The organism is Micromonospora sp. NPDC048842, assembly GCF_040649935.1.
Lineage (GTDB): Bacteria > Actinomycetota > Actinomycetes > Mycobacteriales > Micromonosporaceae > Micromonospora > Micromonospora hortensis.
The window spans coordinates 25,809-40,909 of record NZ_JBEZGK010000006.1; the positions used below are offsets into that span (position 1 = coordinate 25,809).

The 15,101-nt window shown below is 72.4% G+C and carries 14 protein-coding genes and 3 tRNA genes; 10 read left to right on the forward strand and 7 right to left on the reverse strand.

Going from position 1 to position 15,101, the window contains the following annotated elements; all coding sequences use genetic code 11:
* Positions 1-12: 12 nt before the first annotated feature.
* Positions 13-594: a helix-turn-helix domain-containing protein gene (locus tag AB0C19_RS10425; RefSeq protein ID WP_357182483.1), complete on the reverse strand. Its 582-nt coding sequence runs from the start codon at positions 592-594 to the stop codon at positions 13-15.
* Between the two features lie 117 nt (positions 595-711).
* Between AB0C19_RS10425 and AB0C19_RS10430 the strand changes: the two genes are divergently transcribed.
* Together AB0C19_RS10430 and AB0C19_RS10435 are read left to right on the forward strand one after the other, a co-directional pair.
* The gene (locus tag AB0C19_RS10430) at positions 712-1,446 is read left to right on the forward strand and encodes a GNAT family N-acetyltransferase (protein ID WP_357182486.1); all 735 of its coding nucleotides are present in this window, start codon (positions 712-714) and stop codon (positions 1,444-1,446) included.
* A 159-nt stretch (positions 1,447-1,605) separates the two neighbouring features.
* The gene (locus AB0C19_RS10435; protein ID WP_357183128.1) at positions 1,606-2,088 is read left to right on the forward strand and encodes a winged helix-turn-helix domain-containing protein; all 483 of its coding nucleotides are present in this window, start codon (positions 1,606-1,608) and stop codon (positions 2,086-2,088) included.
* 63 nt (positions 2,089-2,151) lie between these two features.
* Here AB0C19_RS10435 and AB0C19_RS10440 read toward each other — a convergent pair.
* The 3 genes from AB0C19_RS10440 to AB0C19_RS10450 all read right to left on the reverse strand — a co-directional run bounded on the left by AB0C19_RS10440 (position 2,152) and on the right by AB0C19_RS10450 (position 2,417).
* Positions 2,152-2,226: transfer RNA gene (locus AB0C19_RS10440), tRNA-Val, on the reverse strand.
* Between the two features lie 13 nt (positions 2,227-2,239).
* A tRNA-Cys gene (locus AB0C19_RS10445) sits at positions 2,240-2,310 on the reverse strand.
* Between the two features lie 34 nt (positions 2,311-2,344).
* Positions 2,345-2,417 (reverse strand) — tRNA-Gly (locus AB0C19_RS10450).
* A 387-nt stretch (positions 2,418-2,804) separates the two neighbouring features.
* On the opposite strand from AB0C19_RS10450, the gene AB0C19_RS10455 reads away from it, so the two are divergent.
* From AB0C19_RS10455 to AB0C19_RS10465, 3 genes are all read left to right on the forward strand, one after another.
* Positions 2,805-3,407 (forward strand): TetR/AcrR family transcriptional regulator, encoded by a 603-nt coding sequence (locus AB0C19_RS10455; protein WP_357182490.1) that lies wholly within the window; start codon positions 2,805-2,807, stop codon positions 3,405-3,407.
* Positions 3,408-3,489: 82 nt separating this feature from the next.
* Complete coding sequence (locus tag AB0C19_RS10460; RefSeq protein ID WP_357182493.1) at positions 3,490-4,071, forward strand: TIGR03086 family metal-binding protein; 582 nt, start codon at positions 3,490-3,492, stop codon at positions 4,069-4,071.
* A 140-nt stretch (positions 4,072-4,211) separates the two neighbouring features.
* The gene (locus AB0C19_RS10465) at positions 4,212-7,142 is read left to right on the forward strand and encodes a M36 family metallopeptidase (RefSeq protein ID WP_357182496.1); all 2,931 of its coding nucleotides are present in this window, start codon (positions 4,212-4,214) and stop codon (positions 7,140-7,142) included.
* Positions 7,143-7,185: 43 nt separating this feature from the next.
* Here the strand turns inward: AB0C19_RS10465 and AB0C19_RS10470 are convergent, their stop codons facing one another.
* Positions 7,186-8,079 (reverse strand): hypothetical protein, encoded by an 894-nt coding sequence (locus AB0C19_RS10470; protein ID WP_357182499.1) that lies wholly within the window; start codon positions 8,077-8,079, stop codon positions 7,186-7,188.
* Between the two features lie 150 nt (positions 8,080-8,229).
* Here AB0C19_RS10470 and AB0C19_RS10475 point away from each other — a divergent pair, with 150 nt between their 5' ends.
* From AB0C19_RS10475 to AB0C19_RS10495, 5 genes are all read left to right on the forward strand, one after another.
* A complete protein-coding gene (locus AB0C19_RS10475) occupies positions 8,230-8,898 on the forward strand; it encodes a 50S ribosomal protein L11 methyltransferase (RefSeq protein ID WP_357182502.1) in 669 nt (222 codons plus the stop codon).
* A gap of 9 nt (positions 8,899-8,907) precedes the next feature.
* Positions 8,908-10,098 carry a cytochrome P450 gene (locus AB0C19_RS10480; protein ID WP_357182505.1) on the forward strand — a complete coding sequence of 397 codons (1,191 nt, stop codon included), beginning with the start codon at positions 8,908-8,910 and terminating at the stop codon, positions 10,096-10,098.
* Between the two features lie 24 nt (positions 10,099-10,122).
* Positions 10,123-10,971 carry a polysaccharide deacetylase family protein gene (locus tag AB0C19_RS10485; RefSeq protein WP_357182508.1) on the forward strand — a complete coding sequence of 283 codons (849 nt, stop codon included), beginning with the start codon at positions 10,123-10,125 and terminating at the stop codon, positions 10,969-10,971.
* A gap of 89 nt (positions 10,972-11,060) precedes the next feature.
* On the forward strand, positions 11,061-11,993 hold the full coding sequence (locus tag AB0C19_RS10490) for an ATP-binding cassette domain-containing protein (protein ID WP_357182511.1): 933 nt from the start codon (positions 11,061-11,063) through the stop codon (positions 11,991-11,993).
* Positions 11,990-12,811 (forward strand): ABC transporter permease subunit, encoded by an 822-nt coding sequence (locus AB0C19_RS10495; RefSeq protein ID WP_357182514.1) that lies wholly within the window; start codon positions 11,990-11,992, stop codon positions 12,809-12,811. Before AB0C19_RS10490 ends, AB0C19_RS10495 begins: the two co-directional genes overlap by 4 nt.
* Before the next feature lie 36 nt (positions 12,812-12,847).
* Here AB0C19_RS10495 and AB0C19_RS10500 read toward each other — a convergent pair whose 3' ends face one another.
* Positions 12,848-13,525, reverse strand: coding sequence for a response regulator transcription factor (locus AB0C19_RS10500; RefSeq protein ID WP_357182517.1), 678 nt, complete (start codon positions 13,523-13,525; stop codon positions 12,848-12,850).
* Entirely contained in the window at positions 13,525-15,096 is a 1,572-nt protein-coding gene (locus AB0C19_RS10505) for a histidine kinase (protein ID WP_357182520.1), read from the reverse strand. The genes AB0C19_RS10500 and AB0C19_RS10505 overlap by 1 nt, the downstream gene beginning before the upstream one ends.
* Between the last annotated feature and the right edge of the window lie 5 nt (positions 15,097-15,101).

Below are 15,101 nucleotides of genomic sequence, written 5' to 3' on the forward strand. Positions count from 1 at the left end.
CGTGTCCGGCGGTCAGTCAAGGCAGGTGAGCGCGACCTCGGCGTAACGCGTCAGCGCCGCCCGGTCCGGATTGATGGCACCCATCACCCGCAGGCCCTGGAGGCTGGTCACCAGGAAGCCGGCCAGGTCGGTGGCGCTGCGGTCGGTGGTGATCCGACCCCGCAGCTGCGCCTCGGCGAGCAGGTCGTAGAGCGCCAACTCCAGGGTCTGGGTGGTCGAGCGAAGCCGCTCGGCGACCCGCACGTCCTGGTGCGCCCGTTCCATCGACGCCCCGACGATGAGGCAGGAAAGGTGCCGGCCGTCGCCGGTGATGTCGTCCACCGTGCCGATGAACACCTCACGGATGACCGCCCGCGCGTCGTTGCCCGAGCGCAGCAGATCGACCATCGGTGTGGCGTAGCGCTGCCGGTACAGGTCGAGCACCGCCAGGTAGAGGCCGTCCTTGCTGCCGAACGCCGCGTAGATCGAGCCGCTGCCCAGGCCGGTCGCCTCGGAGAGGTCCCGCATGGAGGTGCCCTCGTAGCCCTTGCTCCGGAACACGTCCATGGCAGCGTCGACCGCGGCGTCGAGGTCGAACTCACGGGTGCGGGCCATGACTGAACGCTATCCGCTATCTGGAACGATCGACAAAGTACCGCCGGTCACAGCCACCGATCCGAGCCGTTTCCGCTGGCCGAAGGCATGCCGACCCCCCACGTTACGATCCAGATCATGGAGCCTCTCGACACGGTGCTGGCCGCGCACCGGGCGTACCTGCTCGGTTGGAACATCGGTGTCGCCGGGGGTCCGGACCTTCCGACCTACCGCAGTGACGTCCCGCACGCACCCCTCAACGGCGTGCTGCGGGTGGTCGGGCGCACACCGCCGGACGCGCTCGCCGAGGCTCGGAAGCGCCTGCACGGCGTACCCCGGATCTGGTGGGTCGGCCCGGACAGCGACGCCGGCACCGCGGACGGTCTGGTCTCCCTCGGCGCGGTGCAGGTCGCCCGCATGCCGATCATGACCGTGGAGATCGGGGCGGTGGCCGAGGTGCCGACCCCCGGCGGCGTGCAGATCACCGAGACCACCGACCTCGCCGCGTTCGTCCCGGCCTACGCCCGGGTGTCCGGAATCCCGGCGGACGGTGTGGCGGCGACGATCGAACGGGAAAAGGCGTTCGCCGGCGACGGCACTGTGCTCCGGCTGGCCGGTCGCCTCGACGACGGTCGGATCGTCGCGACGGCCGTCGCCTGGATCAGCCATGGTCTGGCCACCCTCTACTTCGTCGGCACCCAGCCGGAGCAGCGTCGCAGGGGCATCGGCGCGGCCATGACCAGGGCGGCGCTCGACCTGGCTGCCGAGCGGGGTGCCCGTGTCGCCGCCCTCACCTCGTCGGCCGTCGGCGAGTCGGTCTACCACGGCCTCGGCTTCCGACCGGTGGGCGAGTTCCGCCTGTTGACCTTCTGAAAGCAAACGAGCGACCCGGCGAGCCCGAGTGGATCACGGGGTGGCCGCCCGCCGGAAACCATTGACTACGGGGTTCAGACAGCGTTGTCTTTTACTGGCGCCTGGGGAGGTACGACAGTGATCGACGAAGTGTCCCTCGTGTTCTGCGTGACCGCCGACGTGTCGGTGCGCGAGCGGATGGTGCGGCGCCTGGACGGACTCGGCACCCTGGTGATCTGCACCGACCTCGCGGAGTTGCAGGCGATGATCGGCGGACCGGTCATCAGCGGGCCGGCGCGGCTCCCCGCCCCCACCACGTCGTCCGCCCCCGCTCCGGCCCCCGCTCCAACCGCTCCAGCGGCCGGCCAGATCAACCTCGGTGACCTCACCATCGACCCGCTCGACCATCGGGTGACGTGGCGCGGAGAACCGCTGGCCCTGACCCGACTCGAGCGCAACCTGCTCACCCAACTCGCCACCGCGCCGGTCGGAGTCTGGACGTACCAGCGGCTCTTCGAATCGGTCTGGGGCTGCGCGTTCCTCGGCGACACGTCGATCCTGCACTCGGCAGTAAAGCGGTTACGTCGCAAACTGCACGCCGTCGACGACGCTCTGCGCGTGCACACCGTGCGCGGCATCGGCTACCGGCTCAGCGTCGACTGATGACGTGGCGCCACAAGCGAAACGGCTCGTCACCGGGTCTTCCGGTGACGAGCCGTTCTCCTCTGGTGGGCGATACTGGGTTTGAACCAGTGACCTCTTCCGTGTCAAGGAAGCGCGCTCCCACTGCGCCAATCGCCCGTGCTTGTTGCCGAGGTGGGGACGGGATTTGAACCCGCGTACACGGCTTTGCAGGCCGTTGCCTCGCCTCTCGGCCACCCCACCGAGGTTGCCCCCGTCATACGTGGCGGCAGCTCCGAGCGGACGACGGGATTCGAACCCGCGACCCTCACCTTGGCAAGGTGATGCGCTACCAGCTGCGCTACGTCCGCACGCCCCCGGACGTTCCCGGGTGACGGATGAGAACTTTAGCCGAGTGGGTGTTTGACTGCCAACTCGGGGTCGCCTCGGCGCGTCAGGGGTGGCCGGGGCTGGAGCGGAGTCACTTTCGGCCGGCTTCCTAGGGGGCTGACCCGGCACCGGGATCCAGCACGGACTGTCACACTCCGACACGCCTCGGCAACGATCGTCATCATCGCGTCGCATGCCCGACCATCGACGTCTCCGTTACCCGACACCGGGCAGCGGACCTCGATGAACACTCTCCGTGGAACGACCGACGACACCCGAAAGAAGTGTCCGGCTTCCGACTGTCACCGCGCGGATCGGCGCGTGGTGGTAACTGTTCGTGTTCAGTCGGATGGGCTACGGTAACGGTCGTGACGAGACGTGCGGCCGAGATCCGCCTGGATGCCCTGCTGCGCACCGCCTGCGACGTGATCGTGGAGCGCGGTCTGGCCAACACCCGGACAGCGGACGTGGCGAATGCCGCGGGCGTGAGTCAGGCGTTGGTTTTCTACCACTTCGCCACCAAGGAGCGGCTGCTCGCGCAGGCCTTCGCGTACGCGGTCGAGCAGGATCTGGCCCGACTCGACGCGGTGACCCGCTCCTCGGCCGCACCGCTGACCAAGCTCCGCCGGATCCTCAAGCTCTACACCCCGGCCGGGCGGGCGACCTCCTGGTCCATGTGGATCGACGGCTGGTCCGAGTCGCTGCGTACCCCCGAGTTGGAGAAGGTCTCCCGGCGGCTCGACCTGCGCTGGCGGCAGGACCTGGCCGCGGTGATCACCGCCGGGGTGGCCGACGGCACCTTCCAGTGCGCCGACGCCGACGGGGCCGCCTGGCGGATCAGCGCGGTGATGGACGGCCTCGCCGTCCAACTCGCCGTGCACGACCGGGTGATCTCCCGCCGCCAGTTCGGCGAGTGGGTCCGGCTGGTCACCTCCCGAGAGCTCGGCCTGGACCCGGCCGACCTGGACTGAGCTGGGCAACCAGCACCGATCCACCACACCAGGCCCGGCAAAACGGGCTCAGTCCGCCCCATCGACCGGAACAATCGGCAGCATGGACCTCCTGGAGGCGTACCGCCGGAGCCTGGCCGAATTCATCGACCGGGTGGATCAGATCGAGCCCGGCCAGTGGTCCGACCCGACACCCTGCTCGGACTGGGACGTCCGGACGCTTGTCAACCACGTGGTGACCGAGGACCGGTGGAGCGTTCCGCTGCTCGCCGGCCGGACCATCGACGAGGTCGGCGACCGGCTCGACGGCGACCAACTCGGCGCCGACCCGATCGCGACGGCCCGGGAGGCCGCCGCGCAGGCCGAGATCGCCGCCACCCACCCCGGCGCCGTCGATCGCACAGTGCACCTCTCCGCCGGCGACACCCCGGCCACCGAGTACCTCCAGCAACTCCTCGCCGAGCACCTCGTGCACGGCTGGGACGTGGCGGTGGCGATCGGCGCACAGCCACGGCTCGACCCGGACGCGGTGCACGCCGCCGCCCAGTGGTTCGCCGGTCAGATCGACGCCTACCGGCGCAACAACCTGGTCCACACCGGCGTACGGGTGCCCGACGACGCCGACGAGCAGGACCACCTGCTGGCCGCGTTCGGGCGCGACCCCGACTGGGCGCCGAGCGACTGAGCGAATTTCGATCTGTTGATGCGACAGCGGCTCGGGACCTTGCCGTGACCTCGGGAGACTGATATCCACAGATGCGCATGCGTCACCGCGCATCTGTGGTCGGCGACTGGCCGACCATCTCGCTCCCACGAGGAGGTCCCGTGCCACAACCGGAGTGGTCACCCCCGATGAGCCGGCGTCGACGCCGGCTCATCGCCATCCTGGCGACGACGGCGACGGTCGCCGCGCTGCTCCCCACCGGCGTGAGCACCGCGGCCCCCACCGGCAGCCCGGCGTCCGCCGAACGCCGGTCCGGGCCGTTCGCCGAGGGACACGCGCCCGCCGACGCCGACAACCGCACCGGTACGGCGGCACCCGACGCCCGCCAACGCGGCCTGGCTCGCGCCGTCGACCCCGACGTCCGGTGGAACCGGCTCGGCACCCCGCAGGCGCTCGGCCCCGGCCGTACCCCGCTGGCCAGCGGGTTGCCCGCCGACCCGGAGGCCGCCGCCCGCGCCTACCTGGCCGCCAACCACCACCTGTTCGGCATGGACGCCGCCACGGTGGCCAGCATGGAACGGGTGCTGGTCCGGCCGATCGGCAGCGGCACAGTGGTCACCCTCCGGCAACGCTTCGGCGACCTGCCCGCCGGGCCGGACGGTCTCGTCACCCTCGCGGTCGCCGACGGCGCGGTGCTCTCGGTCAGCTCCTCGCTGGCCCGCAACACCGGCACGCCGGCGGCGGCCACCCGCACCGCCGAGCAGGCGTACGCCGCCGCGCTCGCCGACGCCAAGCTGACCGCCGACGCGGTGGCCAGCCACACCATCCGGTCGGTGGCCGTGCCCACCCCGCTGGACGGGCCACGGGCCGCCTACGAGGTGACCATGATCGGCGCGGACACCGAGCACCCGGCCGCGTTCACCAGCTACGTGGACGGCAGCACCGGGCAGGTGCTGGTCCGCGAGGATCTCGTCGACTTCGACTCCGACAACCCGAGCTGGGCGGTCTTCCCGGCCACCCCGCCCCGCGACCTCGGCCCCGGGCAGGACCCCCGGGTGCGCTGGTGCGGCGACCCGACCCCCGGCTGCCAGGCCGCCTTCCGCGATCCGGCCACCGGCCAACCGTGGGACGTCGACGCGGCCACCGGCACGCCGACCTTCACCTCGCGCGGCAACTCGGCCAACACCGTGTTGTCCTGGGGTGCGAGCACCCCGGTCGTGCCGGCGCCCACCAGCCCGGAACGGCGCTACGAGTACCAGTTCACCGACCAGTGGCACCAGGCCCGGTGCAACCCGGGGGTGTTCACCTCCGCGCAGCGCAACGACGCGGACGCGTCGATCGCCAACCTCTTCGCCATGCACAACCGGATGCACGACTGGTCGTACCAGCTGGGCTTCACCGAGTCGGCGTGGAACCTCCAGGCGGTCAACCTCACCCCGTCGGGCCTGGGCGGTGACGCCGAGCAGGGCCGCGCCCAGCAGGGCGCGTTGACCGGCAACCGGAACAACGCCAACCAGGGCACGCCGCGCGACGGGCTGCCGCCGACCACCAACATGTACCTCTGGCAGCCGCAGGCCGGCGGGCCGTACCCGCCGTGCGTGGACGGCGACTACGACATGACGGTGATCGGTCACGAGTACACCCACGCGATCACCAACCGGATGATCGCCGGCCCGGACAGCGGGATCAGCGGCCACCAGGGTGGCGCGATGGGTGAGTCCTGGGGCGACCTGCTCGCCGCCGAGTACCTCTTCCAGCACGGGCTGCGCGCACCCGGCGAGACGCCCTTCATCACCGGCGGCTACGTCACCGGCAACCTGGTCAGCGGCATCCGCAACTACGACCTGAGCCGCAGCCCGCTCAACTACTCCGACATCGGCTACAACACCGCCGGCCCGGCAGTGCACGCCGACGGGGAGATCTGGGGCGCCACCAACTTCCGGGTCCGCTCCGCCCTGGTGAAGCGGTACGGCCTCGGCACCCCGCAACGGCAGCTCGACTGCGCGCTGGGCACTGTCGCGGCAGATCAATGCCCGGGTAACCGGCGCTGGTCCCAGTTGGTCTTCGACTCGTTCCTGCTCCAGGCCGCCAGCCAGGTCAGCATGCTCGACATGCGCGACAACATGCTCACCGCCGACCTGCTCCGCTTCGGCGGCGCGAACCAGGACCTGATCTGGGCCGAGTTCGCGCGCTCCGGGATGGGCCGGGACGCGGCCACCAACGGCGCCGGCGACACCGACCCGACACCGAGTTTCGCCTCGCCGCGCGGTGGCAACGCGACGCTCACCCTGCGTCCGCGCGGGGACAGCGCCGAAGCGCCGATCCGGGTGTACGTGGGGGCGTACGAGGCGCGGGCCGTGCCGGTGGCCGACACCGACCCGGCGACGCCGATCCCGGACACCGTGGAGATGGTGGCCGGCACGTACGACCTGCTCGCCGTGGCCCCCGGGTTCGGGCACCAGCGGCTCAGCGTGGTGGCCAAGCCCGGTCAGGACGGGTACGTCGACCTGCGGTTGAGCCGCAACCTCGCCTCCGCCGCGTCCGGTGCCACAGTCACCGGCGACGGGGTCAACCTGGACCGGGTCGTCGACGACACCGAGGCGACGAACTGGGCGTCCCTGGACGGGGTCGCCGGCCGGCAGCTCACAGTGGCGCTGCCGGGCGACGCCCCACAGACGGTCAAGCGGGTGAACGTCAGCGCGATGCTGCGCCCGGCGATCACCGGCGACGCCGACACCGGCGCCCAGAACGCGCTCAGTGCCCTGCGCTCGTTCGCGGTGTCCGCCTGCAACGCGACGACCACCGACTGCGCGGACCCGACGCGTTGGCAGCGTATCTACACCAGCGCGGGGGACGCGTTCCCCGGCGGGGCGTACCGGGCGTACAGCCGCGACATCAACCTACGGACGTTCGCGGTACCCACCACCCGCGCCACCCACCTGCGCCTCGAGGTGCTGGCGAGCCAGTGCAGCGGCGGCCCGCACTACGCGGGAGAGCAGGACGACGACCCGGCCACGACGACGGACTGCGCGACCGCCAGCCCGGCCCGGAGCCAGGTAAGGATCGCCGAGTTCCAGGCGTTCTCGAAGTGACACAGTGGGGCCGGCGGGTGTCCGCCGGCCCCACTGCTCTCGATCAGCGGTGCGCTCGGCGCCAGGGGTCGGCGGCGGCCGGGCGCTCCCAGCGCCGGTCCACCGGGGGGTCGTCGGCTCCGTCGGCGTCCCCGGCCACGGCCCGGGTCAGGTGCCGCAGCCGCAGCAGCAGCCCCACCCCAAGGAAGAGCAGCAGCCCGCCGAGCAGGAAGGCGACCTGCACCACGCCGAACGCGCCTGACTGCGAGACCGGGCGGTCGGCAGCCGGTGGCGCGGCGTCGGCCGGCTGCTCCGCGACAGTCTCCTCAGTCGCCGTACTCTCGCCCTCGGCCGGAGCGCTCGCGGATTCGGTGGGCTCCGGCGGAGTCGGTGTCGGCTTCGGCTTGCTGGTCGGGGCGCCGCCCACCCCCACCACCGAGCGGGTGGCGGTCTGCCGGGCCAGCAGGCGCAGGTTGGCGTCGTACGCCTCGGCGGCGAGGGTGACCCGCCCCTGGGTGACGTCCTCGTCGAAGGCCACCCGGTAGCGGGCCGTGACAGTGCGGCCCGGGCAGAGCGTGCCCGGGTCGAGCTGCCTGTCGGTCAGCCGGGCCACGTCCCCCTCGGTACGGATCTCCAGCGGAAAGTCGCCGGTCTCCTCCACCCGGTCCATCTTCACCTGGTCGAGCCGGAGGCCCCCCTGCACGCTGAGCACCATCGACCAGCGCACCTTCGCGCACCTGGCGCGCCGATCCGTCTGGGAGACCACAGCGGAGATCGTCCGCACCTGCTCACCGGCGGTGAACCGACCCGGCAGGCCGCTCATCTCGGTGGTGAAGGCCGCCTGTGCCGGGGCGGCCACCGCCAGCTCCACCCCGCTCAGACAGGCCAGCACCACCCCTGCCCTCAGCGCATACCGCCACACCGTCACCACCGCCGTCCTCCGTTCGGTCGCCTCCACCCCGCAACGCTAGAAGCGGGGGACCGCGTCGACCAGACGGGTGTGTTCGCACCGGACGGCAAGGACGGGGTGGGTTTTCACCGACCGTGGTGAACCGGTCACCACTCCCCCGCGACACGCCGTGAGGCGGGCACTTGGGAGAATCACGCCGTGTCCGAGCTCTCCAGCACGTTCGTCCGGCTGCACGCCCGGCTGGCCCCGGTCCCCTTCGTTCCCGAGGTGCTGCTGCACCAGGCGGACGAGCCGATCGGCCTGTGGGAGCTGACCGAGGGCGAGTTCTCCACCGACCGGCCGCCGCCGTTCTGGGCGTTCGCCTGGGCCGGCGGGCAGGCCCTCGCCCGTCACGTCACCGACCACCCGGAGCTGGTCGCCGGCCGGCGGGTGCTCGACCTCGCCTCCGGCTCCGGCCTGGTGGCCATCGCCGCCGCCCGCGCCGGTGCGGCGTCCGTGCGGGCCGTCGAGGTGGACGAGCTGGCGGTGGCGGCGGTCGCCCTCAACGCCGAGGCCAACGGGGTACGCGTCGACGCCGAGTTCGGCGACATCCTCGACGGCGACGCCGGGGACGCCGAGGTGGTGCTCGCCGGAGACGTCTTCTACAGCGACGCGATGGCCCGCCGGGTCCTGCGGTTCCTGTTGCGCGCCGCTCGGGCCGGCGCGCCGGCGCTGGTCGGTGACCCCGGCCGGGCGTTCCTGCCCCGGGACCGTTTCGACGAGGTGGCCGGGTACGACGTGCCGGTGCCGGAGGCGCTGGAGAGCGTGCGGGTGAAGCGCACCACCGTCTGGCGGCTGCGAGCCGGGCTGCCGGGGGCCTCCGGCTAGCGTGTCCGGGTGCTGTTCCGCAGCTGGGCGCAGGTGGCCGACCCCGCATGGCCGGACGTGGCCCGGGTGCCGGACCACGTCGGCGGCACCCACCTGGTCGTGACCCGGCACGCGCTGGTCCGCCAGGTCCTCGCCGACCCGGTCACCTACCGGCCGGACAACGCGCTGGACGCTGTGACACCGATGCCGGTGACCGCCCTGCGGGTGCTCGCCGGGCACCGGTTCCGGCTGCCGCCGACCCTGGCGAACAACTCGGGCGTCAGCCACCCGCAGATCCGGGCGATCGTCGCGGAGGCGTTGCACCCGGCCCGGGTGGCCGCCCAGCGGCAGTGGCTCACCGCACTGGTCCGGGACCGGGTGACCCGGATCGGCGTCGCGCTCGACGCCGGTGAACCGGTCGACCTGTACGCGGACCTCGCCGCCGACCTGCCGCTGCTGGTGCTGGCCCGACTTGTCGAGTTGCCGGACGCTCCGGTCGGCGCGGTCAAGGAGTTCGCGCGCGCCGCGCTGGAGTTGTTCTGGGCGCCACTGGACGCCGACCGGCAGGTGGCGCTCGCCGCCGAGGTGGGCCGGTTCCACCGGGTACTGCGGGACTTCGCGGCCGTCGGTGGCGGTCTGGCCGCCGAGCTGCGCGCGGCCGGGCACCCGCCGGACGTGGTGGTCGGCGCGCTCTTCTTCCTGTTGGTCGCCGGGCAGGAGACCACCTCGCAGTTCCTCACCCTGCTACTGCACCGGCTGGCCGACGAGCCATCGGTCCGGGCCGGCCTGCGCAGCGGCGAGGTCGCGGTGGCCGACGTGGTGGAGGAGGGGTTGCGGCTGGAACCACCGATCGTCACCTGGCGGCGGGTGGCGACGACGGAGAGCACGCTGGGCGGGACGGAGGTGCCGGCGGGCAGCAGCCTCGTGCTGTGGCTGGGCCGCGCCGGGCGGGACCCGGCGGTGGTGGAGTCCCCCGACGAGTTCCGTCCGGGTCAGCGTGGATCACGCCGACACCTGGCGTTCGGGGCGGGCGCGCACCGCTGCGTCGGGGACGTGCTGGCCCGGATGGAGGCGGCCGTCGTGGTGGCCGAGGCCGCGCCGCTGCTGGACGGGGTGACAGTGCTCCGTCCGCCCTGGTGCCCGGACAATCTCACCTTCCGGATGCCGGACGCTTTCGTGGTCCGCCGCGCCCCCGGGGTCACCGGGCTGACCGGATCCTGACATCCGCTCGGTATGTTTCCGGGCGTGTCAGCCATCCCCACCCGTCGGATCCCTGCCGTCGTAACGCTTCTGGCCCTGCTGGCGTTGACTGCCTGCACAGTCGGTCCCAGTCACCCGGCGCACGCTCGGCAGGTCACCGTGGCCCAGCCGACGCCGCCCGCTTCGACGCCGACCCCCTCGGCCTCGCCGTCCCCGACCGCGAAACCCGCGTTCAAGAGCCTGGCCTGGTACGTGTCCCAGGTGCCGACGTTTCCCGAGGCACCGAAGCCGCAACCGGTGGAGCTGCCCACCACCGGTTCGGCGGCGTTCTGGCATCGCCTGCCGACCGACCAGAAGGTCGCCTTCATCACCATCGACGACGGTGGGCTGGCCCGCCCGCCGGGAGTGATCGACTTCATCTGGGAGGCGCGTATCCCGGTGACGATCTTCCTCAACTCGCCAGCGGCGGCGGAGCACACCGACTACTTCCGGCAGATCGAGGCGGTGGGCGGAGTTGTGGAGAACCACACCATCTCGCACAACTCGCTGGCCGGCCGGTCGTACGACTATCAGAAGCAGGAGATCTGCGGCGCCGCCGACAAGCTGGAGGGGCTGTTCGGCAAGCGGCCCACCCTGTTCCGGCCGCCGTTCGGCGAGCATGACAGCACCACGCTGAAGGCCGCGCACGACTGCGGCGCGAAGGCGGTCTTCCACTGGACCGAGACCGTCCACGAGGGGAAGGTGCGCTACCAGACCCCGGAGAAGGTGGTCCAGCCCGGCGACGTGCTGCTGATGCACTTCCGACCGGCGCTGATGGACGACCTGCTCGCGGCGTTGAAGGCGATCCACCGGGCCGGGCTCACCCCGGCGCTGCTGGAGCAGTACGTACGGTGATCGGCCCGTCGCCGACCTGACGAAAGTCAGGGGTGGGTGGTGCCGTTCGGGCGCAGTGGGACGACAGGCCGCTCGCCTAGCGTCAGCGCATGATCACATTACGTGGGTTGACGAAACGGTTCGGGTCGACAGTCGCTGTCGACGCGTTGACAGTCGACATCGCGCCCGGCCGGGTCACCGGCTTTCTCGGCCCGAACGGCGCCGGCAAGTCCACAACCATGCGGATGATCCTCGGGCTGGACCGTCCCACCGCCGGGCAGGCCCTGGTGGGCGGGCGCGCGTACCGGGAGTTACGCCGACCGCTGCACGAGGTGGGCGCGCTGCTCGACGCCCGGGCCATCCACCCGGCCCGCTCCGGCCGGGCGCACCTGCGGGCCATGGCGCACAGCAACGGCATCCCCAGCCGTCGAGTCGACGAGGTGTTGGACACCGTCGGGCTGGACGGACGGGCCGCGGCCAAGCCGGGGCGAACGCTCTCGCTCGGCATGGGCCAACGGCTCGGCATCGCCGGCGCGCTGCTCGGCGATCCGCCGGTGCTGATGTTCGACGAACCGGTGAACGGACTCGACCCGGACGGGGTGCGCTGGGTGCGGCAGCTGATGCGCTCGCTGGCCGACGAGGGGCGGACGATCTTCGTCTCCAGCCATCTGATGAGCGAGATGCAGCTCACCGCCGACCAACTCGTGGTGATCGGCCGGGGGCAACTGCTCGCCGACGAGCCGATCGGCGAGGTGATCGCCCGCAGCACTGTCGCGGTCCGGGTCCGCAGCCCGCACCCGGACGGGCTGACCGCGCTCGCCGCGCGCCTCACCGCCACCGGGGCGAGCGTCGAGGCTGCCGACCGGAACGAGCTGACCGTCACCGGCGCCACCGCCAACCAGGTCGGCGACCTGGCGCACGAACTGGGAGTACGCCTGCACGAGCTGAGCGCGCACGCCGCGTCGCTGGAGCAGGCGTTCATGGAGCTGACCGCCGACAGCGTCGAGTACGCCGGTGGCCCGACCGAGGGTGGGCAACGATGAGCACGCGGACCGACACGGGCACCCGCCCCGCCAGCACGCCGGCCGCCGGTGCGTCGGCCACCTTCCGGGGGGCGGTGGCCGCCGAGTGGACCAAGCTCTCCTCGGTGCGGAGCACCTGGTGGACGGCACTGGCCGGGCTGCTGGTGATGTTCGCGAGCGCCGGCCAACTGGCCATCTACGTCGCCAACGACAACACCAACGACGACCCGACCGACGACCTGGGGATCGTCACCGTCGGCAGCGTGCTGATCGACTCGGTCGAAATGACCCAGTACGTGGTGCTGGCGCTGGGCCTGCTCGCGATCACCGCCGAGTTCACCAGTGGCACCATCCGGACGACGTTGCAGTGCACCCCGTCCCGTGGTCGCGTACTGCTGGCCAAGGCCGCGGTCGCCGGTGCTGTCACCTTCGGCCTCGGGCTGGTGCTCGGCGGCGTCGGCGCCCTGGTCGCCCGACCGGTGCTCGGCGAGTGGGGCAGCGCCCCGGCCGCCGGCACGATCGGCGACATCGTGGCGGTGGCGACCTACCTGGCGCTGATCGGCGTGCTCGCCCTGGGCCTCGGCGCCGCGCTACGCAGTGCGGTGCTCACCCTCACCGTGCTCCTCGCCACCCTGATGATCGTGCCGCTGTCCCTCCAGGAGCCGGACATCGACGTGCTGAACCGGATCGCCGACGTGTTCCCCGGCGTGGCCGGCGGGCACTTCCTGGCCGGCGACACCGAGGCGTACCCGCCAGTGGTCGGGCTGCTCCTGCTCGCCGGATGGGCGGGCGCCGCGCTGTTGCTGGGCCGGGCCGCCCTGCGCCGCCGCGACGCGTAGCGCGCGCGCTGAGCGGGGGCCCGTCGCGGCCCCCGCTCAGCCGTCGACCAACCCCGCCTCGTACGCCAGGATCGCCGCCTGCACCCGGTTGCGTACGTCCAGCCGGGTGAAGATGCTGGTCAGGTAGCTCTTCACTGTGCCCTCCACGAGGTGCAGCCGGCGGGCGATCTCGGCGTTGGAAAGGCCCGCACCCACCAGGGCCAGCACCTCCCGTTCCCGCTCGGTCAGCCCTGCCGCGCGATCCCGGGCGGCGGGTCGGCGGGCCAACCGGTCGGCCCCCAGCTCGATCACCCGGCGGGCCACCCTCGGCGAGAGGTACGCCCCGCCGTCGGCGACGGCGTGCACACCGGCGATCAGCTCACGCGGGTCGCCGGCCTTGAGCAGGAACCCGCTGGCACCGTGCCCGAGCGCCCGGGCCACGTGGTCGTCCTCGCCGAACGTGGTCAGCATGATCGTCGCGGTGTCCGGCACGACCCGGCGGATCTCGGCGGCGGCGGCCAACCCGTCCAGCCGCGGCATCCGGATGTCCAGCAGTGCGACCCGGGGTCGGTGGGCACGGACCAACTCCACCGCCGCGTGCCCGTCGCCGGCCTCGGCGACCACCTCGATGCCGGGATCGCTGGCGAGGATGGCCCGGACACCGGCCCGGATCATCGCCTCGTCGTCGGCCAGCACCACCCGGATCGGCGGTGTCCCCGTCGTGTCGGTGTCCACTAGACGATCCACTCCTTGCTGACCAGCCGGCCATCGGTGAAACAGAGCCGCCAGGTCGGCGCGGCGAGGGGAAAGTTGCCGTCGGTGTAGTACTCGCATCCGGCCCGGTCGACAGGTGTTGGGCGTTCCAACTGCCGCCGGGGCAGCCCGACCAGCTCCGACCGCGCGGTACCGACGCGCATCTGGTCGAAGGTGGCACGGTTCAGCACCGTCCCGGCGGTCGCCACCGGGTAGTAGATGAACGAGAGCACCAGGGCGAAGCCGACAGGTGCCACGAGCGCCACCAGCAGGCTGCGCCGAACCCGCCGGCGGGCGTCGTGCAGCCGCCGCTCGGCATCCACCGGCCGCTCCACAGCGCCGGGCCGCTCGTCGGACCATGACGTCAGCCCGACCTCGGCCGCCGACCCGATCGCCTCGGGCGGCGGTGCGGTGGCCGGCAACACCGCCCGTACCGCGAACCCGCCGTCGGCCCGGTGGCCGGCGTCGAGCGTCCCGCCGGCGAGGCGGACCCGCTCGGCGAGGGCCAGCAGCCCGCTGCCCTGCGACGGCGGGGCGGGCAGCGGCCCGGCCGGCGGAGCGTCGTTGACGACTGTCACCTCGACCCGGTCACCGTCGCGGGTGAGGCGCACGTCGACCGGGGCGCCCGGCGCGTACCGTGCCGCGTTGGTCAGCGCCTCCCGGACGATCCGGTGCGCCGCGTGACCGGTCATCGCCGGTAGGTCCGAGACCGCCGGGGCGGCGTCCAGGCGTACCGCCATGCCGGCCTCCCGGGCCCCGTCGACGAGGTCCGCCACTGTCTCCCCGCTCGGACGCAGCGACGCGCCAGCCTCCTCGCGGAGCACCCCGATGATCTCGTGCAGTCGCTCGGTGGCGGCGGAGACACTGGCCCGCAACTCCCCCGCCGCGGCCCGGTGACTGTCGTCCAGGTCGGCGGCGACCTCCAGGGCGGCGGCGCGCAACGCGATCAGGCTGAGGTCGTGACCGAGCGAATCGTGCATCTCCCCGGCGATCCGGGCCCGCTCCCGCAGTCGGATTCGCTCGGCGGCACCCCGCTGCTCGCGGGTCAGCGCGTCGACGTGCCGGCGACCGGCGTCGGTCAACTCCTGCTGCTGGCGCCGGTACCGGCCGACCAACCAGGGGAACACGGCGGCGAAGAGCAGCACCGAGGCGAGCAGGAACCAGGTTGCCGCGCCGGCGCCGAGCAACCCCAGGTTGAGCGCCGTGCCACCGGCTGTGATCAGCACGAATACCATGATCGCCGGACCCACTGTGGCGCTGCGCCGCCCGGCGAGATAGCTGAAGACCGGGATGGCGAACACGAAGTTGCCATCGATCAGCGACCCGAGCACCGCCAGCACCAGGGCGACCAACGGCTGACGTCGACTCGCCGCCACCGCCACACCGAGCAGCAGCAGCTTGCCGACCAACAGCGGCAACGTGTACCGCGTATAGGGCGGGCTGGCCTCGGCGTAGCCGGCCGGGGCGGCCACCACCGCCCAGAGCAGCACGTCCAGCAGCAGGCGACGCCGCCGGTGCAGCCAAGCCGGCGGCGGGGAGTCGAGGATCCGCACGGCGG

Bases quoted from the DNA above. Each gene is read 5' to 3' on its own strand.
- AB0C19_RS10430 (WP_357182486.1), top strand. From the start codon at position 712: ATGGAGCCTCTCGACACGGTGCTGGCCGCGCACCGGGCGTACCTGCTC.
- AB0C19_RS10495 (WP_357182514.1), top strand. From the start codon at position 11,990: ATGAGCACGCGGACCGACACGGGCACCCGCCCCGCCAGCACGCCGGCC.
- AB0C19_RS10425 (WP_357182483.1), bottom strand. From the start codon at position 594: ATGGCCCGCACCCGTGAGTTCGACCTCGACGCCGCGGTCGACGCTGCC.
- AB0C19_RS10490 (WP_357182511.1), top strand. From the start codon at position 11,061: ATGATCACATTACGTGGGTTGACGAAACGGTTCGGGTCGACAGTCGCT.
- AB0C19_RS10460 (WP_357182493.1), top strand. From the start codon at position 3,490: ATGGACCTCCTGGAGGCGTACCGCCGGAGCCTGGCCGAATTCATCGAC.